This is a genomic window from Candidatus Accumulibacter phosphatis (assembly GCF_000024165.1).
Lineage (GTDB): Bacteria > Pseudomonadota > Gammaproteobacteria > Burkholderiales > Rhodocyclaceae > Accumulibacter > Accumulibacter phosphatis.
Map to the genome: position 1 here is coordinate 3,399,609 of NC_013194.1, position 19,610 is coordinate 3,419,218.

The 19,610-nt window shown below is 64.4% G+C and carries 21 protein-coding genes; 7 read left to right on the plus strand and 14 right to left on the minus strand.

The annotated features are described in order from the left end of the window. Window positions 1-104: 104 nt before the first annotated feature. Genes CAP2UW1_RS14660 through CAP2UW1_RS14670 form a run of 3 tightly spaced genes read left to right on the plus strand, consistent with a single transcriptional unit; the run spans window position 105 to window position 4,215 of the window. Window positions 105-581, plus strand: coding sequence for a hypothetical protein (locus CAP2UW1_RS14660; RefSeq protein WP_015767402.1), 477 nt, complete (start codon window positions 105-107; stop codon window positions 579-581). After that, entirely contained in the window at window positions 578-3,541 is a 2,964-nt protein-coding gene (locus CAP2UW1_RS14665; RefSeq protein ID WP_015767403.1) for an N-6 DNA methylase, read from the plus strand. The genes CAP2UW1_RS14660 and CAP2UW1_RS14665 overlap by 4 nt, the downstream gene beginning before the upstream one ends. Further along, on the plus strand, window positions 3,538-4,215 hold the full coding sequence (locus CAP2UW1_RS14670) for a hypothetical protein (protein ID WP_015767404.1): 678 nt from the start codon (window positions 3,538-3,540) through the stop codon (window positions 4,213-4,215). The genes CAP2UW1_RS14665 and CAP2UW1_RS14670 overlap by 4 nt, the downstream gene beginning before the upstream one ends. 319 nt (window positions 4,216-4,534) lie before the next feature. Here CAP2UW1_RS14670 and CAP2UW1_RS14675 read toward each other — a convergent pair whose 3' ends face one another. Both CAP2UW1_RS14675 and CAP2UW1_RS14680 read right to left on the minus strand, forming a co-directional pair. Beyond that, window positions 4,535-5,704, minus strand: coding sequence for a vWA domain-containing protein (locus CAP2UW1_RS14675; RefSeq protein ID WP_015767405.1), 1,170 nt, complete (start codon window positions 5,702-5,704; stop codon window positions 4,535-4,537). Between the two features lie 20 nt (window positions 5,705-5,724). After that, on the minus strand, window positions 5,725-6,567 hold the full coding sequence (locus CAP2UW1_RS14680; protein WP_015767406.1) for an AAA family ATPase: 843 nt from the start codon (window positions 6,565-6,567) through the stop codon (window positions 5,725-5,727). A 104-nt stretch (window positions 6,568-6,671) separates the two neighbouring features. Here CAP2UW1_RS14680 and CAP2UW1_RS14685 point away from each other — a divergent pair, with 104 nt between their 5' ends. Beyond that, window positions 6,672-6,947, plus strand: a complete 276-nt coding sequence (locus CAP2UW1_RS14685) for a hypothetical protein (protein ID WP_015767407.1) — start codon at window positions 6,672-6,674, stop codon at window positions 6,945-6,947. Between the two features lie 55 nt (window positions 6,948-7,002). On the opposite strand, the gene CAP2UW1_RS14690 is transcribed toward CAP2UW1_RS14685, so the two are convergent. The 11 genes from CAP2UW1_RS14690 to CAP2UW1_RS14740 form a co-directional block, all read right to left on the minus strand. Continuing rightward, the gene (locus CAP2UW1_RS14690; RefSeq protein ID WP_015767408.1) at window positions 7,003-7,431 is read right to left on the minus strand and encodes a DUF1841 family protein; all 429 of its coding nucleotides are present in this window, start codon (window positions 7,429-7,431) and stop codon (window positions 7,003-7,005) included. Continuing rightward, window positions 7,412-8,539: an FIST C-terminal domain-containing protein gene (locus CAP2UW1_RS14695; protein ID WP_015767409.1), complete on the minus strand. Its 1,128-nt coding sequence runs from the start codon at window positions 8,537-8,539 to the stop codon at window positions 7,412-7,414. The genes CAP2UW1_RS14690 and CAP2UW1_RS14695 overlap by 20 nt, the downstream gene beginning before the upstream one ends. Continuing rightward, on the minus strand, window positions 8,536-9,213 hold the full coding sequence (nth, locus tag CAP2UW1_RS14700; RefSeq protein ID WP_412566826.1) for an endonuclease III: 678 nt from the start codon (window positions 9,211-9,213) through the stop codon (window positions 8,536-8,538). Before nth ends, CAP2UW1_RS14695 begins: the two co-directional genes overlap by 4 nt. Before the next feature lies 1 nt (window position 9,214). Further along, complete coding sequence (locus CAP2UW1_RS14705; RefSeq protein ID WP_015767411.1) at window positions 9,215-9,913, minus strand: electron transport complex subunit E; 699 nt, start codon at window positions 9,911-9,913, stop codon at window positions 9,215-9,217. Beyond that, window positions 9,910-10,581: an electron transport complex subunit RsxG gene (gene rsxG / locus CAP2UW1_RS14710; RefSeq protein ID WP_015767412.1), complete on the minus strand. Its 672-nt coding sequence runs from the start codon at window positions 10,579-10,581 to the stop codon at window positions 9,910-9,912. Before rsxG ends, CAP2UW1_RS14705 begins: the two co-directional genes overlap by 4 nt. Beyond that, window positions 10,578-11,603: an RnfABCDGE type electron transport complex subunit D gene (locus CAP2UW1_RS14715; RefSeq protein ID WP_015767413.1), complete on the minus strand. Its 1,026-nt coding sequence runs from the start codon at window positions 11,601-11,603 to the stop codon at window positions 10,578-10,580. The genes rsxG and CAP2UW1_RS14715 overlap by 4 nt, the downstream gene beginning before the upstream one ends. Beyond that, window positions 11,600-13,351 carry an electron transport complex subunit RsxC gene (rsxC, locus tag CAP2UW1_RS14720; RefSeq protein ID WP_015767414.1) on the minus strand — a complete coding sequence of 584 codons (1,752 nt, stop codon included), beginning with the start codon at window positions 13,349-13,351 and terminating at the stop codon, window positions 11,600-11,602. Before rsxC ends, CAP2UW1_RS14715 begins: the two co-directional genes overlap by 4 nt. A 10-nt stretch (window positions 13,352-13,361) precedes the next feature. Then, window positions 13,362-13,904: an electron transport complex subunit RsxB gene (rsxB, locus tag CAP2UW1_RS14725; protein ID WP_015767415.1), complete on the minus strand. Its 543-nt coding sequence runs from the start codon at window positions 13,902-13,904 to the stop codon at window positions 13,362-13,364. Then, the gene (gene rsxA, locus CAP2UW1_RS14730) at window positions 13,901-14,485 is read right to left on the minus strand and encodes an electron transport complex subunit RsxA (RefSeq protein WP_015767416.1); all 585 of its coding nucleotides are present in this window, start codon (window positions 14,483-14,485) and stop codon (window positions 13,901-13,903) included. The genes rsxB and rsxA overlap by 4 nt, the downstream gene beginning before the upstream one ends. Window positions 14,486-14,573: 88 nt before the next feature. Then, window positions 14,574-15,626 carry a quinone-dependent dihydroorotate dehydrogenase gene (locus CAP2UW1_RS14735; protein ID WP_015767417.1) on the minus strand — a complete coding sequence of 351 codons (1,053 nt, stop codon included), beginning with the start codon at window positions 15,624-15,626 and terminating at the stop codon, window positions 14,574-14,576. Between the two features lie 176 nt (window positions 15,627-15,802). Next, the gene (locus CAP2UW1_RS14740) at window positions 15,803-16,228 is read right to left on the minus strand and encodes a c-type cytochrome (protein ID WP_015767418.1); all 426 of its coding nucleotides are present in this window, start codon (window positions 16,226-16,228) and stop codon (window positions 15,803-15,805) included. Between the two features lie 227 nt (window positions 16,229-16,455). Here CAP2UW1_RS14740 and CAP2UW1_RS14745 point away from each other — a divergent pair, with 227 nt between their 5' ends. The 3 genes from CAP2UW1_RS14745 to CAP2UW1_RS14755 are packed head-to-tail and all read left to right on the plus strand — an operon-like array spanning window position 16,456 to window position 18,642. Beyond that, window positions 16,456-17,280: a substrate-binding domain-containing protein gene (locus tag CAP2UW1_RS14745; RefSeq protein WP_015767419.1), complete on the plus strand. Its 825-nt coding sequence runs from the start codon at window positions 16,456-16,458 to the stop codon at window positions 17,278-17,280. 7 nt (window positions 17,281-17,287) lie between these two features. Next, complete coding sequence (locus CAP2UW1_RS14750) at window positions 17,288-17,980, plus strand: ABC transporter permease (protein ID WP_015767420.1); 693 nt, start codon at window positions 17,288-17,290, stop codon at window positions 17,978-17,980. Continuing rightward, window positions 17,977-18,642 (plus strand): energy-coupling factor ABC transporter ATP-binding protein, encoded by a 666-nt coding sequence (locus tag CAP2UW1_RS14755; protein ID WP_015767421.1) that lies wholly within the window; start codon window positions 17,977-17,979, stop codon window positions 18,640-18,642. Before CAP2UW1_RS14750 ends, CAP2UW1_RS14755 begins: the two co-directional genes overlap by 4 nt. A 61-nt stretch (window positions 18,643-18,703) precedes the next feature. Here CAP2UW1_RS14755 and truB read toward each other — a convergent pair whose 3' ends face one another. Then, window positions 18,704-19,609: a tRNA pseudouridine(55) synthase TruB gene (gene truB, locus CAP2UW1_RS14760; RefSeq protein WP_015767422.1), complete on the minus strand. Its 906-nt coding sequence runs from the start codon at window positions 19,607-19,609 to the stop codon at window positions 18,704-18,706. Between the last annotated feature and the right edge of the window lies 1 nt (window position 19,610).

The window sequence follows — 19,610 nt, forward strand, 5'->3', positions numbered from 1 at the left end:
CTCGCCACGAGTTAGCGAACTTATACGGCATCTCCAGATATATGTTGCCAGCACCCGATGGAAGGCGGACAATCTTCATCTATTTCACGTTGCAGACAACTAGAATGTCCGAGGTGGTCTCCATCCAATTCACGCAAGATCAAGCGCGTATGCTCACGGGCGTGTCGGTTGAGAGCGTGCGCCATTGGCGAAAAACCGTCCCCTACCTCTCGTCCAAGACCGGCAAGACGGGCCGATTCACCTTTCCTGAACTTCTCGGGCTGGCCGTCGCGCACGAACTGGTTCACTCTTTCGGCGTCAACATTGCCACGTTGAGCACGAGTATTGACGAACTCTTTCGATTGCTGGCCGCTAGCAGCCCAGCCTCGTTGGAGGGGACAATTGTATTCATCACGGCGACAGATGTGACCTTCCACCAAGAGGAAGCCGATGGCCTCGGCAAAGTGCCGGCGAAGCCTGCGTTCATGGTGCCGCTGGCACCGTTGATGATCGGGATTCAGCGACACATGCTGCCCGCCATGCCCAGTGTAAGCCAGAAGACACTGCCGTTTCCTCCCGAAGTAGTGCGGAGCCGGGCATGAGCAGCGCATCTCTTCTGCAAGTGCTAGAGGCCACGGGTTACTTCCCGGATGGCAAAGCTGCGGCCCGTTTACACTTGGGCCAGGACGCACGAAACCTGCGTCGTGGCCGAGACTTCGTGCCCGACGCACTTTGGCGCAGCCCGTCGGCGCTGACAGTCTATTTCAAGTTCGAGGAAGCTCAACCGGCAGACGAACTCGTCAGTAAATGGCGTCGCGAGGTCTGGAACGAAGGTTTCGCACCACTGCTCTGGGTCGTCTCGCCCGAACGTATTGACCTGTACAACGGTTTCGGGACGCCGGTTCAGAAAGATGATGCCCAGAAGCATTTGCTCCGAACCTTCGCAAACATCGATGCTTCTCTGGTTGAGCTGGATGCGCTGGCAGGGCGCCTATCAATAGAGACAGGGCAGTTCTGGGCCCAGGCGACCGCAGTTGATCGTAAGACCAGCGTCGATCAAAAGCTGTTATCCGATCTAGCGGCCTTGGAGCACGATCTTGTGAAGGCCAATCTCGCCCGCAGCGCCGCGCAGGCTGTGATCGGACGCGTGATCTTCACCCAGTACCTGATCGATCGGGAAATCGTCAGCACCACACATCTGAAGAAATTGTGCGGCCATGCCGAGTTACCTCTCATTCTGCGGGACCGCACGGCGACGGAGAAGCTTTTCAGTTGGCTCAGCCAGACCTTCAACGGCGACATGTTTCCTCCATCGTCCGTGAAGAACACGCCGATGACCAGTTACCTCACGCGTGTTGCCGATTTCTTGGAGGCCGTCGACCCTGACAGCGGCCAACGAACCTTCTTTCCCTATCAATTCGACATCATTCCGGTTGAACTGATCAGTTCGATCTACGAACAGTTCGCCCACGCCGTGCCGCCGACTGTGGCTCGGCGGCCGACCGAGGCCCGCAAGAACGGTGTGCATTACACGCGCCTGTCTGCGGTTTCGCTGGTTCTCGATGAAGTCATGGATGGACTGACGGGCATGGAGTCCGTACTGGATTTGACTTGCGGCTCGGGCATCTTCCTCGTTGAAGCGTTGCGGCGTCTGGTGCATCGACGCGCGGATGGTCAAGCACCAACGCGTGACTTGATCCGGAAGATTCTCCATGAGCAGGTCTACGGTGTAGACATCAGCGAAGCTGCCATCCGGGTGGCAGCGTTCAGTCTCTACCTGGCCGCACTCGAACTCGATCCCGATCCGCAACCACCGCACTCGCTGAAATTCCGACCACTCATCGGCAAGACTCTGCTCATCGGAGATGCCCGTACGGTCGAGCAGGATGGTGATGGTCGGGAAGCTTTGACGACGCCGAGCGGCTTGAAGCAATTCGATTTGATCGTTGGCAACCCGCCTTGGAGCTTTAGGGGGCTGAAGGGCACGCAGGCGCGGCGTAAGACACGCGATGTCGGGATCCCTGCGCAGCCACGCGGCGAGGGTCTCGATTTCGTCTTGCGTGCGGCCGAGTTCTCGCACGAGAAGACGCGCTTCGGCGTCATTCTCAGTGCGATGCCATTCTTCAGCCGGAGCGGCACAGGCATGGCGGCGGCTCAACATGTCATGCGGCTTCTTGCGCCGGTCACGCTGGTCAATCTGTCGAACCTGTGCAACTGGCTTTTCGCCACAGCCACCATGCCAGCAGTCGTGCTGTTTGCGCGCCATCGGCCTCAACGGTCGGACCAGGTGACGATCGTCCAGATTCCATGGACGGCCAGCGGTGCAAGAACGCACTCGTTCGAGGTATCGCCCCGCGACATCATCAAACTATCGCAGGCTGAGATCGACAAGCAGCCGTTCAAGTTGAAAGTGGCGGCGGTTGGTCGTCGGCGCGATCTCTTGCTGCTTGATACGCTTTGCGCTGAGCACGCGGGATTGGGTAAGCAACTCATGACGCTCAAAGCCAAGTTCTCTGACGGGTTGACGCATGGCTTGGCGGAGAACCAAACCATGGATGCACGTGCGCTCCAAGGATTGGAAGTTCTTCAAGCCCCGGATATTTGCCCCTTCTACATTCCGGACGACTTGGACCTTTTCACGCAAGCCAAGGCTCAGCGACCTCGAACCAGAGAAATCTACCGGGCACCTCTCGTTGTCGTCAAAGAAATGATGGGCAACAACGCCCGTGTAGCGGTTGCTGTCGCCGAAAGGGATCTTGTGTTCACGGATGCGTATTTCGCTGCATCCTTGCCGACGTCACACAAGCAATCCGCACATCTGTTGGCGGCCATCCTGGGATCGTCACTGGCATCCTGGTTCTTCCTGATGACTTCTTCCGAGTTCGGAATATGGAAGCGAAAGCTGCTCATCAGTGACGTTGCTTCCATGCCTGTTCCGGACCTGAAGCAGGCTGTCAAGTCTGACGCCGGCAAGCAACTGTTGCAGATCGAAAAAGGATTGCGGACGCCTGCGATTGAGGGGAGGAGCTGGGCGCTCCTTGATGAGGCGGTGTTCGACCTCTACGACATTGATGAGGTGGATCGCGTCGTTGTTCGGAGCGGGTTGTTCCGTGCCAGTTGGCAATGGCAGGCCGGGCGGTTGACTTCCGTTGCCCCCGCCGATGTTCGAACGGACATCACTTCGTACGCGGAAGTCTTCGTGTCGGTTATTGGCGGCTGGCTTTCCGCGCGCAACAAGCGCCACATGCGCGCAGAAATTTTTGACCTGCCGATGCGCGATGCGCTCAGAGTCGTGCGCTTCGTTCTCGAAGACGGACCCGGCAAGGCGACGATTGATGTGGTGAAGCCCGTAGGTGAACTGAACGACATCCTTGCCAGCATCGGCAGGCGCCTGAAGGTTAAGCTTGCCACTGCGCTAAGCGGCGAACGGGAATTGCGCATCCATGGGCGCAATGAAGTCGTGATCATCAAGCCGGCAGCACGACGTTATTGGATGGGCGTATCAGCCCTGGAGGATGCGGATACGGTGATCGCTGAAAGCTTCGTAGGAGGCAATGCTTGAGAATTCCTTATGAAGCACCTGCCCCCTTGGGAAGAGAGTTCATCGACCTGGCCCCAGAAATCATCGCAGGGATCCTTCTTACATTGGTCGTGGGGTGGGACCGAGTTCGTGACTTCGCTGATGTCAATGCCCATGCGTGGGAAGTCCCGATGACCGAGCACTTGCGCGATGGCATGCGCGGCGAGTTGAAAACAAAGGGCCACCCATGGGGAAAGACCCTGGTGATACTGCCTGGCACGGAATCCCGATCCGACACTGATGTCCTGATCCCCGATGGGCGCACCGACATTCCCCTGATGCTGATCGAGTTGTTCCTGCAAACCCAGGAGCACGACCCGCATGCGATCATCGAATGCAAGCGGATGGCCGGTGCGGACGTGAATCTGTGTCGCGAATACGTGGTGGAAGGCATGGATAGATTCCGTACGGGGAAGTATGGAAGTAACCACGCCGTGGGCTTCATGGTCGGCTACCTGCTCTCCGGCACAGACGATGAGGCGGCGGATGGTGTGAACAAGTACCTGACTCGTACCTCTCGCAAAGTGGAGCATCTGGCGCCTTCCGACATTTGCGATAAAGTATCGAGTTGGGTGAGTCAGCATCCGCGCAGCGCCCCGCCATCGCCGGTTCGCCTGCATCATGCCTTTCTCGAACTCAAGGCCACTGCCACTTGACATCCCACAACTCGGTGTAGAGCTTTGGGCACTCTCCTGGAGTGTGTTGACATTCAAGCGAGCCAAATGACGGATGCGGCGACGGCGTGGTCCTCGAACTGCTGCTCGATGGCGTCCCCGACAAGACGACGTTGCGGCGTTGCCAAGTAAAGCAACCGACAGGTGGAATCGTAGCGCGCGCGGCGGCCATCAACCCTCTACAATCAGCAGCCGACGTCGGGCTCCGAGTCGACCAGAGGCAGCATCGCCGCCAGCCTCCTGAGCGCCGGACATTCTGTAGGTGAGTGCCGGGTCGCGCGAAGCGCGACCCGGCACTCACCTACTTGCTCAACACCCGCATCCCCCGCTCCAATCCATCCAACGTCAGCGGAAACATTCGGCCACCCAGCAGGTTGTGGATCAGCGACGTCGATTGCCGGTATTGCCAGGCCTGCGCCGACTCGGGGTTGAGCCAGATCGCGTGCGGCCAGGTCTCGGTGAGGCGGCGCAGCCAGGTCGCGCCGGGCTCGGCGTTGTTGAACTCGATGCTGCCGTTGGGCTGCACGAGTTCGTAGGGACTCATCGCCGCGTCGCCGACGAAGATCAGTTTGTAATCGTTGCCGTACTTGTGCAGCACGTCGTGCGTCGGCACGCGCTCGCTGTGGCGGCGACGGTTGTCCTTCCACAGGTAGTCGTAGACGCAGTTGTGGAAGTAATAGTGTTCGAGGTGCTTGAACTCGCTGCGACAGGCCGAGAAAAGCTCTTCGCAGACGCGGATGTGGTCGTCCATCGAGCCGCCGATGTCGAGAAAGAGCAGGACCTTGACGGCGTTGTGACGCTCCGGACGCAAGTGCAGATCCAGCCAGCCGGCATTGCGCGCCGTGCCGGCGATGGTGCCCTCGAGGTCGAGTTCTTCCGGCGCGCCCTGGCGGGCAAAACGGCGCAGGCGGCGCAAGGCCAGCTTGATGTTGCGCGTGCCGAGTTCGACGTTGTCGTCGAGGTTGCGATACTCGCGCTGCTCCCAGACCTTGACCGCCGAACGATTTTCGCTCCTGCCGCCGACGCGGATTCCTTCGGGATGCGTACCGCCATGTCCGAATGGCGAACTGCCGCCGGTACCGATCCACTTGCTGCCGCCGGAATGGCGTTCCTTCTGTTCGGCGAGTCGCTGTTTGAAGGTCTCCATGAGTTTGTCCCAGCCGAGCTTTTCGAGCTGCGCGCGCTCGGCGTCGGTCAGGTGTTTCTTCATCGCCCGCTTCAGCCACTCTTCCGGGATCAGGACGTCCATTCCGGGTAGCGCCTCGACACCCCTGAAGTATTCGCCGAAAGCGCGATCGAACTTGTCGAAGTTGGTCTCGTCCTTGACCAGAATGGCGCGCGAGAGGACGTAGAAGTCGTCGAGGCTGTGCTCGATGACGTGTCGCTGCAGCGCTTCGAGCAGCGCCAGGAACTCCTTGATCGATACCGGCAATCGGCTCGACTTGAGATGCAGAAAGAAGTCGATCAGCATCGCCGGCCTCGCTCAAGCACTCAGCGGTTGTGACGCGCCATGAAGATCAGGCGCTCGAAGAGGTGAACGTCCTGCTCGTTCTTCAGCAGCGCCCCGTGCAGCGGGGGAATGGCGGTCTTCTGGTCCTTGCTGCGCAGCGCTTCCGGCGGGATGTCCTCGGCGAGCAGCAGCTTGAGCCAATCGAGCAGTTCCGAGGTCGAAGGCTTCTTCTTGAGGCCGGGGATCTCGCGCAGCTCGAAGAACACTTCGAGCGCCTCGCGCAGCAGGGCCGGCTTCAGCCCCGGGAAATGGACGTCGACGATGCGGCTCATCGTCTCCTTGTCGGGGAATTTGATGTAATGGAAAAAGCAGCGCCGCAGGAAGGCGTCGGGCAATTCCTTCTCGTTGTTCGAAGTGATGAAGACCGCCGGACGATGGCGGGCGCGCACGTTCTGGCGGGTTTCGTAGACGTAGAACTCCATGCGGTCGAGCTCGCGCAGGAGGTCGTTGGGGAATTCGATATCGGCTTTGTCGATTTCGTCGATCAGCACGACCGATGGCGTGTCGCACTCGAAAGCCTGCCACAACACACCCTTGACGATGTAACTGCCGATGTCGGCGACCTTGGCCTCGCCGAGCTGCGAGTCGCGCAGGCGGGATACGGCATCGTATTCATACAGGCCCTGCTGCGCCTTGGTGGTCGACTTGATGTGCCACTGAAACAGCGGCAGCCCGAGTGCGGCAGCGACTTCCTCGGCCAGCATGGTCTTGCCGGTACCCGGCTCGCCTTTGATGAGCAGCGGCCGCTGCAGGGTGATCGCCGCATTGACGGCAAGCGTCAGGTCGCGGGTGGTGACGTAACTCTCGGAACCGGCAAAGCGCATGGTCTTGCTCCTCTCGAACACCGCCCGATTCTACCCGCAAATCTCCCTGCGCGGCTCGGCCACAGCAGCGCGACAGGTGCGCACTGGCCAGGCCGAGGACTCATATGAGCGAGATCCCGAAGGGCATGCCGTACGTGCTCCAACTCAGCGACCGCGCGCCTTCGCACGTGGCCCGGATTCTCCTGCCCGCTGCCGACCTTGCGGCCGACATGCCGCCACTCAGCCGCGCACGCCCGCAAGCGGTCTACGACGACGATGGCGCGGAGATCCCGGCGTGCAGCGTCGCTGCTCCGTACGCGGTGCAGGGTGAGCGGCGGTTCATCGTCGGCTCCTGCTTCGCCGATCGGGCCATCGTCTGTCGGGTGACGACCGCCTGTTGAGCGGCTCCGCAACCCTCAGGCCTGGCGCGGCAGGCCTTTGCCCGACGCGGCGCGCTCAGGTACCGGCCGTCCGCCGGATGCAGTCCAGGTAGGCTACGCCATCGAGCGGCCCGCCGAGCCGCTGGGCGCGCCAGATCGCCTCGCCGAGACACTCGAGGATGGCGTGTTCCGCGTCATGCACGTCGAGCCGAGAACGCAACGCCTGGTAGGCGGTGCGAATTCCCGGCGGCTGGTCGATGCTGATCTGCTCGGCGACGGCCAGATGCAACGACAGGTGGAGAAAAGGGTTCATCTGCCCGCTCTCGGGAGTGAACTCCTGCTCGATCGCGGCGGCGGGGTTTTCCAGCAGACTGTGGTATTCCGGATGATGCGAGATCAGGTCGGCGGCGATGACCTCGGCACCCTCGAGGATTGAACGCGTGCGATGCTTTCGCCAGGCCTCGCAGAAGAACTGGCGGACCTGCTCACGGCTCGGATTGAACATCGGCGTTCCCTATGGGTTGGCTGAGCAGTGCGGTGACGACGGCATTCTGCAGCAAGCGATTCCCGCCCGCCGCGTTTGGGGCGATCTGCCCGGTGCCGTAGACGCCGATCAGCGGCAATTGCGGGAAGCGCTCGCGCAGGCAGTCGACATCGCGGTCTTCGCCGTCGTGAAAGTAGGGGCCGCGACCAATGCACGAGAACACCACGGCGGCCTGTGGATCGGCGGCCAAAGCTGCCAGGCGGGCGACGCTCTGCCGCATGTCGTCTACGGCCGCCTGCGGCAGGCGTATCGCCCAGGCCAGGCGTTGCCCGGGAGCGATGCGCTCGGCGAGGGTCACGGAGCCGTTGTCGCTGATGTCGATGATCGCGATCGGCCGCTGGGCACCACCAAGCAAGCGCGGGCATTCCTGCGTGGAGGCACTGCCCGCATCCGCGACGAGAACCGCGCACAGGGATCGCATCGCCGGCTGCGGCTCGCTGTAGCCGGCCGCCTGAAGCGCGCGCAGCAAGCTGTCGCGGGCAGCGTACCCGCCGATGCCAAGCAATTCGTAGGCCCTGCTGTTGTCGACCGCATGCGGGCCACCAAGCAGTCGCCAGCCCGGAGAAACGTCCACATCAACGTGCGCGCCAAGCACCTGCACGCTGCAATGTGCCGCCAGGCGACCTTGCTGCCAGGCGACGCGCTCGTTACGACCCGCGTTGCCGGCGAAGCTGCCACCGCAACGCTGCCGTCCTGAGACCGCCCAGGCGCCGGGGAAACTGCCGTCCCCGTACGCCAGGAGCGGTTCGCCGGTGTCTACGCCAAGGTCCGGCGGTCCCAGGGAAAGGTCGCCGGCAAGCACCAGCACGGCAGCCGCTGGTCGGTCGAGAACCCAGCCGCTGTCGGTGAACACGCCGGCAGCGATCCCGCCAACAAGCTGGGTGCAGCGCGCCGCCCGCGCCACGGCGATGACGGTCTGTTGCGCGTGGTGCGAAAACTCGGGAGTGAGGAACAACAGCACGCCATTGGCCTGCCTTGCGCCAGTCTTTTCCAGCGCCTCCGCGAGCGCTTGCTCGGCCAGACCGGGCAGCGGATCGTTGCCGGCGACCAGGGCACTGGCCACGCTCATCGGCCTGCTGCCCCGACGGGGTCTTCAAGCTTCTCGGGCCAGGCGCAGAGATCGGCAAGGCAGCAGCGCCAGCACTCGGGCTTGCGTGCCTTGCAGACGTAGCGCCCGTGCAGGATCAGCCAGTGATGCGCGGACTGCCTGAACTCCTCCGGCACGGATTGCAGCAGTTGGCGTTCGACGGCCAGCGGCGTCTTGCCGGCGGCCAGGCCGATGCGGTTGGCGACGCGGAAAATATGCGTGTCTACGGCGATCGTCGCTTCACCGAAAGCGGTGTTGAGAACCACATTGGCCGTCTTGCGGCCGACACCCGGCAGCGCCTCGAGCGCCGCCCGCGAATGCGGAACCTCGCCGGCATGGCGAGCCAGCAGTTGCTGACAGGTGGCGATGACGTTGCGGGCCTTGCCCTGGTAGAGGCCGATACGGTTGATGTAGTCGGCCAGGCCGCTTTCGCCGAGCGCCAGCATCGCCTGCGGCGTCGGCGCGTCGGCGAAGAGCTGGCGGGTGGCCAGGTTGACGCTCTTGTCGGTGGCCTGTGCCGACAGGATGACGGCAATCAGCAACTGGAAGGTCGTCGCGTACGCGAGCTCGGTAGCCGGTTGCGGATTGGCCGCGCGCAGCCGCGCAAAGAGTTCATGGCGCTGCCCACTGCTCAGCGCCGACGACTCCCCGGTCATTTCAGGCACCATCGGTGAGCGCCACCGGCGGCGCCTGATGCTGGCCGGGGCCGGGGTTGCGCGCCGCGACACGCGCCTCGACCCAGTTCTTCCAGGCGATCAGGCAACCGAGCAGGATGAAGGCGCCGGGCGGCAGAATGGCGAGCAGCAGACCGGGGTAGTCGGCCGGCAGCAACTGCAACGGCTGCAGCGCCGGGAAAACCATGTCGATGCCGGCAAACAGCGTGCCGCCACCGATCAGTTCGCGCAGCCCGCCGAGCAGGGCAAGCGTCCACAGCATGCCGACACCCATGAAGACACCATCGATCAGCGACTGCAGCGGCGGATTCTTGTTGGCGAAGGCCTCGACGCGTGCAAGTACGATGCAGTTGGTAACGATCAGCGGAATGAAGATGCCGAGCACCAGGTAGAGCTCGTGGAACTGGGCGTTGAAGACCAGGTCGACGACGGTGACCAGGGCGGCGACGATGAGGATGAAGACGGGGATGCGAATCTCGTGCGGAATGAGGTTGCGCAACGACGCAACGGCCAGATTGGCGATCGCCATGACGATGATCGTCGCCAGCGAGAGCATCACGCCATTGACCAGATTGGTGGTCACCGCCAGCAGCGGGCACAGGCCGAGGATCTGCACCAGGCTGGTGTTCTGCTGCCAGATGCCGTTGTCCCGGATCTGGCGGAATTCCTCGCGATTGATCATTGGCCTTCTCCCGAATGGTAGGCGAACAACTGCTGGCGATTCTCGGCGACGTACTGCAGCGCCTTGTGCACCGCGCGAATGACGGCGCGCGGCGTGATCGTCGCCCCGGCAAGCGAGTCGAAACGACCGCTGTCCTTCTTCACCCGCCATTCGCGTTCGCCAACCGTCGCCAGCGACAAGCCGTCGAACTGCGTGATCCACGGGCGTTGCTTGTTCCGGTCCTTGCGCGGCTCGATGTAGTCGCCGAGCCCAGGCGTCTCCTTGTGCTGCGTCACGCGCACACCGAGCAGCGTGCCGTCGGCCGCAACGGCAATCAACAGGCGGATCCTCCCGGCATAACCGTCCGGGGCAACGGCTTCGAGAACCAGCGCGCTGGGCCGGCCATCCTTGCGTGCGAGGTAGGCCGTCGACGCTTCGTCGAGGCCGAGCGCGGCGCTGGGCGCCAGTTGCCGGCTGTCCTTCAGCAGATCATTATCGTACGCCAGAGAAGGCAGCACCTCACCGATCAGCTTCATCTTCTCGGCCGCCGCCGCCGCCTCGATCGCCGGCCGCGTCCACAGGAACGCACCCGCCAACAAGCTGGTGAACACGACCACGAAGATCAGCAGAATGACCGCCGTGCGTACCGCCATTCGCGCAGCCGTCGGCGTCCTGACCGGTGGCGTCATTTGTCGTTCTTCATGCCGAAGATCGGCGGCTGCGAGTACATGTCGATCACCGGCACACAGAGATTCAGCAGCAGCACGGAGAAAGCGACGCCGTCCGGATAACCGCCGAAAACGCGTATGGTGTACGCCACGACGCCTGCCAGGAGGCCGAAGATCAGCTTGCCTTTCGGCGTCGTGCAACCGGAAACCGGGTCGGTGACGATGAAGAAGGCGCCAAGCATCGCGCCACCCGAAAACAGATGGAATACCGGATTGGCGAACTGCAGGGGGTTCCACAGCCACAAGACGGCGGCCAGCAAGGAAAGGCCGGCGATGAAACCGAGCGGCGCGTGCCAGGTGATGATCCGGCGCTGCCAAAGCCACAGACCACCGAGCAGATAGCCGACGGCAACCCATTCCCAGCCGCGGCCGGCGAAGTTGCCGAAAACGTCCTGCGTCGCCAGCAGCGTCGGCACGTCCACGCTGCCCTCGCCGAGTTTCAGGGCCGTCTTGATCGCGTCGAGCGGCGTCGCACCGCTCATCACGTCGATCCGTGGCGCCAGTCCGGCGACGATCTGTACCTGCTCGGCCAGCGTCAGCTTAAGCCCGAGTGCCGGCCACTGCGACATCAGGGCCGGGAAGGAGACGATGCACACGGCAAAGGCGACCATCGCCGGATTGAAAGGATTCTGGCCCAAGCCACCGTAGAGCTGTTTGGCGACGACGATCGCGAACAGCGTGCCGACGGCGACCAGCCACCAGGGGGCCAATGGCGGAAAGGCCAGGGCGACCAGCCAGGCGGTGACGAGCGCGCTGCCATCGCTCAGGAACAGCGCCAGCGGCTTGCGCCGCAGGCCGAGCATCAGCGCCTCCCCGGCGAGCGCGGCAAGCATGGCGATCACCAGTTGCAGGAGGAGGATCGGACCGATCAGCCAGACGTAGGCAACAACACCGGGCAGCAGGGCGAGCAGAACCTGCAGCATGACGCGCCGCACGCTGGTGCGTTCGAGGAGCAGATAGGGCGGCGTCGTAAAGTCGCTCATGAGTCGCCGGTCTCCGCAGGCGGCGGCGCCGAACCCGGCCGCGTGGTGCGCGTACCCGGCGGGTCGCCCGCCACGCGTGCCCTCCTCGCCTCGATCGCGGCGATTTCCTGCTGCTGCTCGCGGCTCAGTTGTTCCGTGTTTCTGGGCTGCGCGGCCTCGCGTTGGGCGCGTGCGCGTTCCATCGCCGCGACGATGGTCGCCTTCTTGACCGCTTCGGCGTCGACCGCGGGCGCCGCCGGCGCGGCATCGACGGGCACGGCCGCCGGCTGACCCGCCACGGTTTCGGCACTGGCCGGCGCGGGCTTCTTCTCGGCCGGCCTGGCGGCCGCGGTGCGCGCCAGGCGCTCGGCTTTTTCGGCCTTTTCCCGCTCCTCGCGCGCGTTGCGCAGTTCGAAGCGGGCCTTGGCGGCGTCGGCCGCGTTCTTTTCCCGCTCGCGGGCCCAGATCTCGCTCTTGGCAAAACGAAAGTACTGGACCAATGGGATGTGCGATGGGCAGACGTAGCTGCAGCACCCACACTCGATGCAGTCGAAGAGGTAGTACTCCTGTGTCTTGCCGAAGTTGCGGGCGCGCGCGAACCAGTACAACTCAAAGGGTTGCAGCTCGTGCGGACAGACTTCCGCGCAGGCGCCACAGCGAATGCACGGCATCTCCGGCGGACTCGCCGGGAATGTCGTCGGCGCCGCGGCAATGATGCAGTTGGTCGCCTTGACGACTGGGGCCTCGAGGCTCGGCAGAGCGAAGCCCATCATCGGCCCACCCATCAGATAGCGGCTGGTATCGGCCTTCGGTCGGCCGAGGGCGACGAGGTCGCCCAGCGGCGTGCCGAGCCGGACTTCCCAGTTGCGTGGCCGCTCGACGTTGCCGGTCAGCGTGACGATTCGCGAAACCACCGGCTCGCCATGCGCGAGCGCGCGGTAGGCCGTATAGACGGTGGCGACGTTGAAGCACTGGACAGCGAGTTCCGTCGAGCGCTTGCTGGCCGGGACTTCCTTGCCGGTAAGCACGCGAATCAACTGCTTGGCACCGCCGGCCGGGTAGCGCGTAGGCACGGCGACGACTTCGTAGTCCTCGGCGAGCCCGCACACTGCCGCCTGCATTGCCGCGACGGCTTCCGGCTTGTTGTCCTCGATGCCGATCAGGACGCGGCGCGCGCCAAGCAGGTCACGAAAGATCGCGATACCGCGAACGATTTCTTCGGCGCGCTCGCGCATCAGCATGTCGTCGCAGGTCATGTACGGCTCGCACTCGGCGCCGTTGATGACCAGATCCTCCATCGGCACCGATCTGGCCGCCGTCAGTTTGGCGTGACTGGGAAAGGCGGCGCCGCCGAGACCGACGACGCCGGCGTCGCGCAGGAGTTCGCGCACCCGCTCGGGCGGCAGGCTCCGATGATCGAGCGGCGTGCGCGCGATCCACTCGTCGCGTCCGTCCGGCTCGATGACGACGCTGAGTGTCGGCAGCCCCGACGGGTGTGCCGCAACATGGTCCACGATGGCCACGACCCTGCCAGAGGTCGGTGCATGCACGGCCGCCGACACCCAGCCGTCGGCACCGCCGATCAATTGCCCCTTGAGGACGTCCTCTCCGGCCTCGACGCGCGGTGTCGGCGCGCCACCGATACTCTGATGCAAGGGAACGTAAAGGCGGGCTGGCAGCGGCGCCTGGGCGATCGGTTCCTGCACCGACGGCGCCTTGTGCGTTTGCGGTTTGACGCCACCCTTGAAGCCGAACAATCGCTGCAGCATTGCGGGCGCCTTACGCGGCACGCCTGATTTCGATCACCGGGTATTTCCACTTCCAGTTGTCGAGATTCTCGTTGATCGGCAGCATGTGGATGCACTCGACCGGACACGGCTTGACGCACAGTTCGCAACCTGTGCACAGCGGTTCGACAACCGTGTGCATCTGTTTGGCGGCGCCGACGATCGCATCCACGGGACAGGCCTGGATGCACAAGGTGCAGCCGATGCAGGTCTGTTCGTCGATGATCGCCACCTGCTTGGGCTTCTCCTCGGCCTCCAGCGGCTTGACTTCGCGACCGAGCAGGTCGGCCAGCTTGCGCACGCCATCCATGCCGCCCGGCGGACACAGATTGATGTCCGCCTCGCCGGCCGAAATGGCTGCCGCGTAGGGCTTGCAGCCCGGGTAGCCGCACTGGCCGCATTGCGTCTGCGGCAGGATCGCCTCGATCTTCTCGACCAGCGGGTCGCCCTCGACCTTGAACCTGATCGACGCGTAGCCGAGGGCAGCGCCCAGGACGATGGCACCGAGCGCCATGATCGCCAGGGTCGTGATCATTGGTACTTGTCGAGTCCGGCGAAGCCCATGAAGGCCAGGCTCATCAGTCCGGCGGTGACCATCGCGATCGCCGTGCCCCGAAAGTACACCGGCACGTCGGCGCCCTCGATACGTTCGCGAATACCGGCAAAGAGGATGAGGACCAGCGAGAAACCAATGGCGCTGGCCGCACCGAACAGCAGTGACTCGACGAAATCATGCTTGTTGGCGATATTCAGCAGCGGCACGCCGAGAACAGCGCAGTTGGTGGTGATCAGCGGCAGGTAGATGCCGAGGACCTGGTGCAGCAGCGGGCTGGTCTTCTGGATCACCATCTCGGTGAGCTGGACGATCGCCGCGATGGTGACGATGAACGACAGCGTGCGCAGGTACTCGAGCCCGAACGGCATCAACAGGTAGTGGTCGATGATGTAGCTGGCGCCGGTAGCGACGGTCAGCACGAAGGTCGTCGCCGCCCCCATGCCGAAGGCCGTCTCGAGTTTCCGGGATACGCCCATGAATGGGCAGAGGCCGAGAATCTTGACCAGCACGACATTGTTGACAAGGACCGCGCCGACGATGATGAACAGGTAGTGGGTCATGGTTTGCGTAGGCAGTTGGCTGCGGCGGCGCAGTCCGGAGCGGATCGATTATCCCGCGGCCGGTGAGCGCTTGCAACCACGTTGTCAATCACGCCATGCGGGCTTGGGCGGCACGCCGCCCGGCGATCGCGGCCGCCGCTTCGGCGATGAGCTGCGGCCCGCGATAGATGAAGCCGGTATAGAACTGGACCAGACTCGCACCCGCGGCGATCTTGTCCGCCGCGTCGGCTCCGCTCATGATGCCGCCGACGCCGATGATCGGCAGTTCGCCAGCGAGCGCCGTCGACAGGCGGCGCACGACCGCCGTCGACATGGCGGCGAGAGGTGCGCCCGAAAGCCCGCCAGCCTGTTCGGCGTTTGCCAACCCCTCGACGCCGCTGCGCGAAACGGTGGTGTTGGTGGCGATCACGCCGTCCATGCAGTGCCGCCGCAGCAGGTCGGCAATCGCCTGGATCTGCGTCTCCTCGAGGTCGGGAGCGATCTTCAGCGCCAGCGGCACGTATCTTCCATGCCGATCGGCGAGGCGTGCCTGCCTGCTCTTCAGGCTGCCGAGCAACGCGTCGAGCGCCTCGTCGTTTTGCAACTCGCGCAGGTTCCTGGTGTTCGGACTCGAGATGTTGACCGTCACGTAAGTTGCCGTCGGATAGACACGGTCGAGACAGAGCAGATAGTCGTCGGCCGCCCGCTCGATCGGCGTATCGAAGTTCTTGCCGATATTGATGCCGAGGACACCGCCGCGGCGCAGGAACTGCGCGCCGGTGACGTTGGCCAGCAACTTATCGACGCCCCCGTTGTTGAAGCCCATGCGATTGATGATCGCCTGCCTTTCCGGGATGCGGAACAGGCGAGGTTTCGCATTCCCCGGCTGTGGACGCGGCGTGACGGTGCCGATCTCCACGAAGCCGAAGCCCAGGGCAGCCAGCGCATCGATGTGATCGCCATTCTTGTCGAGGCCCGCGGCCAGGCCGACCGGGTTGGGAAAGTCGATCCCCATCGCCCGCACCGGGTCGGGCGGCACGGCACTGGCCAACAGGCAGGTGGCGCCGGCAGCCTTGAGAAAGTCCACGCCGGCCATGCCGAGACCATGCGCGGTCTCGGCGTCCAGGGCGAAGAAGAAATTGCGCAGCAGCGGATAGATCATGCCCGCATTTTACCGCATCGCAGCATGCGACGCCCGCCGCGGGCGGCATTCTCGGACCATCGCCGCGCCCGGCGGGCGCCGAGCGCGCGCCCGTCAGGGTTTCGCAGACTCCCCTGCGCGTACGCCGGCTGCCGACGCCGACAAGCTGTGCCTTGGCGGCGCACCGATCCGCCGGCTCACTTGACCTGCAAGCGATTCAGGTAATCGATCAGGGCGAGTGTGCGGGCCCAGACGAAGAGCGCCGCATTGTACGGGTAGTCGTCAAACTGGGGGGACGCCTGCGCCGTGTAGATGTCGCCCCAGATTGGCATCTCGCGCGTTCCGTGCCCTTTGACGACGTTCCGGCCGTCAATCACTTCGAGTACCCGGCTCACGGGAAACAACCCGTCATTGTTCTTGCTCAGGACCGTGAGATCGGGCGTCTTGATGGTCAGCACCTGATTGAACGGGCCGTCGCCCTTGCCCTTCACACCGTGACAGACAACGCAGTTCGCCTCGTACTCCCGCTTTCCGATATCGAGACGCTCGCCCGCAACGGCGCCGCCGGCAAACACCGCCGCCGAAACGGCAACGACGAAACGACGAAAGACTGTTCTGTTCATGATCGCTCTCCCTGGTATGAAATGCGCACTACGAAAAACCACTTCCTCGTATCATTCTAGACGGCCCTCGGCATAGCGCAAGCTGCTTTCCCACGTATGGGCTTCGGCCAGCGTCCTTCGCGCTACGCACGCATGCGGCTTGGTCGCTAGCGGATTTCTCGATAGACTCGCGGCCACTTCGCGAGGTCTACCTTGAATCGACTTCTTTCTTCCAGCGGACCAACGGCATGACAAGCACTTTCCTGGGCTGGCGGCACCTGGCAGCGACGCTGGCCTTGCTGTCGGCTTTCCTGTCATCCGCCAGCGAGGCGCGCGATCTGCGCCTGGCAACGACAACCAGCACGGACCACTCCGGTTTGCTGCGCGCCATCCTCCCGCCGTTTGAACGGGAACGCGGCTGCCGGGTGCAGGTCGTTGCGGTCGGTACCGGCAAGGCGCTCAAACTGGCCGAGAACGGCGATGTCGATGTCGTTCTGGTGCATGACCGGCAGGCCGAACAGGCCTTCGTTGCGGCCGGGCACGGCCTCGATCGGCGTGACGTGATGTACAACGACTTCGTCCTCGTCGGACCCCGGAGCGACCCGGCGACAGTCCGCGGCGGCCGCGACGTGCTGCATGCCCTGCGGCGCATCGCTGCCGGCCAGGTGCGCTTCGTCTCGCGCGGCGACGATTCGGGAACCGACCGGATGGAAAGAAGTTACTGGGAGCAACTCGGGATCAGCGTCAGGGGCGCGCCGTGGCACGTCTCGGCGGGTCTGGGAATGAGCGAAGTGCTGACGATGGCCGGCGAAATGCAGGCCTATACTCTGGCCGACCGCGCCACCTACGCCACAACCAGGGCGCGAACAGGGCTCGAGATAATGGTGCAGGGAGACCGACGCCTGTTCAATCCCTATGGCGTCATCGCGGTCAACCCGAAGAAACACCCGGACGTCAATTTTGCCGACGCCACGGCGCTGATCGACTGGCTGACCAGCCCCGCCGGGCGGTCGGCGATCAGCGCTTTCCGCCCCGGCGGCGAGCAACTGTTCTTCGTCACGGCAGACCGGTAATCGGGACATGGGATTCGTCGAAGCCACCGGCGCGGCCCTGCGGCTGCTCCTCTCCGCCGACCCGGAGCTCTGGGGCATCGTCGGCGTGTCCCTGTCGGTGACGCTACGCGCGATGCTGATCGCCATGCCGCTGGGAGTCGGCGTCGGCTATCTTCTGGCGACGGTTCAATTTCCCGGGCGGCGGCTGCTGATCGTCGTCACGCAGGGCCTGCTCGCCTCGCCGACCGTCGTCGTCGGCCTGCTCCTCTACCTGCTGCTGTCGCGGCAGGGCCTCTTCGGCCAACTGCATCTGCTGTTCACCCAGACGGCCATGGTCATCGGCCAGGTGCTGATTGCGCTGCCGGTCCTGATCGCTTTCGCGCTGTCGGCGATCCAGGGCGCCGACCCGCGCGCACGCGAGACGGCCGTCGCGCTTGGCGCATCGGCACCGCGCATCGCGTGGACGCTGCTCGTCGAGGTCCGCTTTGCCCTGATGGCTGCCGTCTGCAACGCCTTCGGCCGTGTCGTCTCGGAAATCGGCTGCTCGCTGATGGTGGGCGGCAACATCGCCGGCGTCACGCGCAACATCCCGACGGCGATCGCACTCGAAACGAGCAAGGGGGAGTTTGCGCAGGGAATCGCCCTCGGCATCGTCCTGTTGCTTGTCGCGCTGGCCGTCAATTCGGCCTTCGCCTACTTCCAGGGCGAGTCGCGGCGATGAGCCTGCTCGCCGTTTCCTCGCTCGCCAAGTCCTTCGGCGAGCGGCGCCTGCTGGCGATCGATACGCTGACGCTGAACGCCGGCCAGAGCTACGTGCTGACCGGCGAGAACGGCAGCGGCAAATCGACCCTGCTACGCATCCTGGCCGGCATCGAAGCGCCCGATGCCGGCAGCGGGCGCTACGCCGGCCGGTGCTTCGACTGGAACCCGTATCCGGGCTGGCTGCGGCGGGAGATCATCTACGTCCATCAGCAACCCTACCTCTTCCATACCAGCGTCACCGAGAACATTGCCTACGGGCTGCGCGCGCGCGGCATCGAAGCTGACGAGCGCGAGCGGCGGCTCGCCGAGGCCATCGCCTGGGCACGCCTGACGCGCCTGCTCGAGACGCCGCCGGAGCGGCTCTCGGGAGGCGAGAGGCAGCGCGTGGCGCTGGCCCGTGCGTGGGTGTTGAAGCCGCAGGTGCTGCTGCTCGACGAACCGACCGCCAACCTCGACAGCGAGTCGCGCGCGCAGACGATCGATCTCCTGCGCGGTTTCTGCGCCGAGCAGACGACGGCCGTGATCGCCTGCCACGATCGCGACGTCATCGAACTGCCCGACATGCAGCGACTGCATCTGGTCGATCAGACGCTTCGCCAGGCCCTCCCGCCGACCTCCTGACGGCAGCCTGGCGGCCGTCGCCGATAGCCGCCAGCGCCCCGGGCTGGCGCGGCGGGGCGCCCTACGCGTCCGCCGCGACGCCGCCGACGACGCGGCGAGGCTGCAGGCTGCCGGCGGCATCGACCTCGCCGAGGCCGAGCAGACGCTGTTCGCCGTAGACCCGGCACTGGCCCGGCGCCGCCGCGACGCTGACCGGATTGCCATGGGCAAAGCGGCGCGCGGCGTCATCGGCGAGATAGATGGCCGGCAGGCTCTGCAGCAGCGTGTCGGGCGCCCGCAGCCATTGACCGCGCGCTTCTTCGGAAAGCGCCGCCAGTTGGTCGAGGGTCACCGCATCGGCGACGTTCAGCGCGCCGACGGCCGTTCGTCGCAGCGCCGTCAGGTGCGCGCAACAGCCGAGAGAACTTGCGAGATCCTCAGCCAGCGTTCGGATGTAGGTGCCCTTGCTGCAGGTGACCCGCAAGCGACAGCGATCGCCTGCAACATCGAGCAGCAGCAGTTCGTGAATCGTCACCGCGCGCGCCACACGCTCGACCTCGATGCCCTGACGGGCGAGATCGTAGAGGGGTTTCCCGTCTTTCTTGAGTGCCGAGTACATCGGGGGAATCTGTCGAATCCCGCCGCGCAACGGCTCCAGCGCGGCCGCGAGTTCGGCCGGCCCGAAGTCGACCGGGCAGCGCCTGACGACCATTCCGTCGGCATCGCCGGTATCCGTCTGCACGCCAAACAGCAGGTCGGCGTCATAGGTCTTGTCGGCGGCGAGGAGATCCACGGAGAACTTGGTGGCCTCACCGAAGCAGAGCGGCAGGAGGCCGCTGGCCAGGGGGTCGAGCGTGCCGGTGTGCCCGCCCTTGGCCGCGGAAAAGAAACGCCGCGCCGCCTGCAAGGCCGAGTTGGAGGTCATGCCGGTCGGCTTGTCGAGCAGCAGCACGCCGTCGACGCGCCGCCAGACCTTCCTGCCGGCCAAC

Bases quoted from the DNA above. Each gene is read 5' to 3' on its own strand.
- CAP2UW1_RS14740 (WP_015767418.1), bottom strand. From the start codon at position 16,228: ATGAACAGAACAGTCTTTCGTCGTTTCGTCGTTGCCGTTTCGGCGGCG.
- CAP2UW1_RS14745 (WP_015767419.1), top strand. From the start codon at position 16,456: ATGACAAGCACTTTCCTGGGCTGGCGGCACCTGGCAGCGACGCTGGCC.
- CAP2UW1_RS14695 (WP_015767409.1), bottom strand. From the start codon at position 8,539: ATGAGCGTGGCCAGTGCCCTGGTCGCCGGCAACGATCCGCTGCCCGGT.
- CAP2UW1_RS14715 (WP_015767413.1), bottom strand. From the start codon at position 11,603: ATGAGCGACTTTACGACGCCGCCCTATCTGCTCCTCGAACGCACCAGC.
- rsxB (WP_015767415.1), bottom strand. From the start codon at position 13,904: ATGATCACGACCCTGGCGATCATGGCGCTCGGTGCCATCGTCCTGGGC.
- rsxC (WP_015767414.1), bottom strand. From the start codon at position 13,351: ATGCTGCAGCGATTGTTCGGCTTCAAGGGTGGCGTCAAACCGCAAACG.
- CAP2UW1_RS14685 (WP_015767407.1), top strand. From the start codon at position 6,672: ATGAGCGAGATCCCGAAGGGCATGCCGTACGTGCTCCAACTCAGCGAC.
- CAP2UW1_RS14675 (WP_015767405.1), bottom strand. From the start codon at position 5,704: ATGCTGATCGACTTCTTTCTGCATCTCAAGTCGAGCCGATTGCCGGTA.
- CAP2UW1_RS14705 (WP_015767411.1), bottom strand. From the start codon at position 9,913: ATGATCAATCGCGAGGAATTCCGCCAGATCCGGGACAACGGCATCTGG.
- CAP2UW1_RS14755 (WP_015767421.1), top strand. From the start codon at position 17,977: ATGAGCCTGCTCGCCGTTTCCTCGCTCGCCAAGTCCTTCGGCGAGCGG.
- CAP2UW1_RS14660 (WP_015767402.1), top strand. From the start codon at position 105: ATGTCCGAGGTGGTCTCCATCCAATTCACGCAAGATCAAGCGCGTATG.
- nth (WP_412566826.1), bottom strand. From the start codon at position 9,213: ATGACCGGGGAGTCGTCGGCGCTGAGCAGTGGGCAGCGCCATGAACTC.
- CAP2UW1_RS14680 (WP_015767406.1), bottom strand. From the start codon at position 6,567: ATGCGCTTTGCCGGTTCCGAGAGTTACGTCACCACCCGCGACCTGACG.
- rsxG (WP_015767412.1), bottom strand. From the start codon at position 10,581: ATGACGCCACCGGTCAGGACGCCGACGGCTGCGCGAATGGCGGTACGC.
- CAP2UW1_RS14750 (WP_015767420.1), top strand. From the start codon at position 17,288: ATGGGATTCGTCGAAGCCACCGGCGCGGCCCTGCGGCTGCTCCTCTCC.
- CAP2UW1_RS14735 (WP_015767417.1), bottom strand. From the start codon at position 15,626: ATGATCTATCCGCTGCTGCGCAATTTCTTCTTCGCCCTGGACGCCGAG.
- CAP2UW1_RS14690 (WP_015767408.1), bottom strand. From the start codon at position 7,431: ATGTTCAATCCGAGCCGTGAGCAGGTCCGCCAGTTCTTCTGCGAGGCC.
- rsxA (WP_015767416.1), bottom strand. From the start codon at position 14,485: ATGACCCACTACCTGTTCATCATCGTCGGCGCGGTCCTTGTCAACAAT.
- CAP2UW1_RS14665 (WP_015767403.1), top strand. From the start codon at position 578: ATGAGCAGCGCATCTCTTCTGCAAGTGCTAGAGGCCACGGGTTACTTC.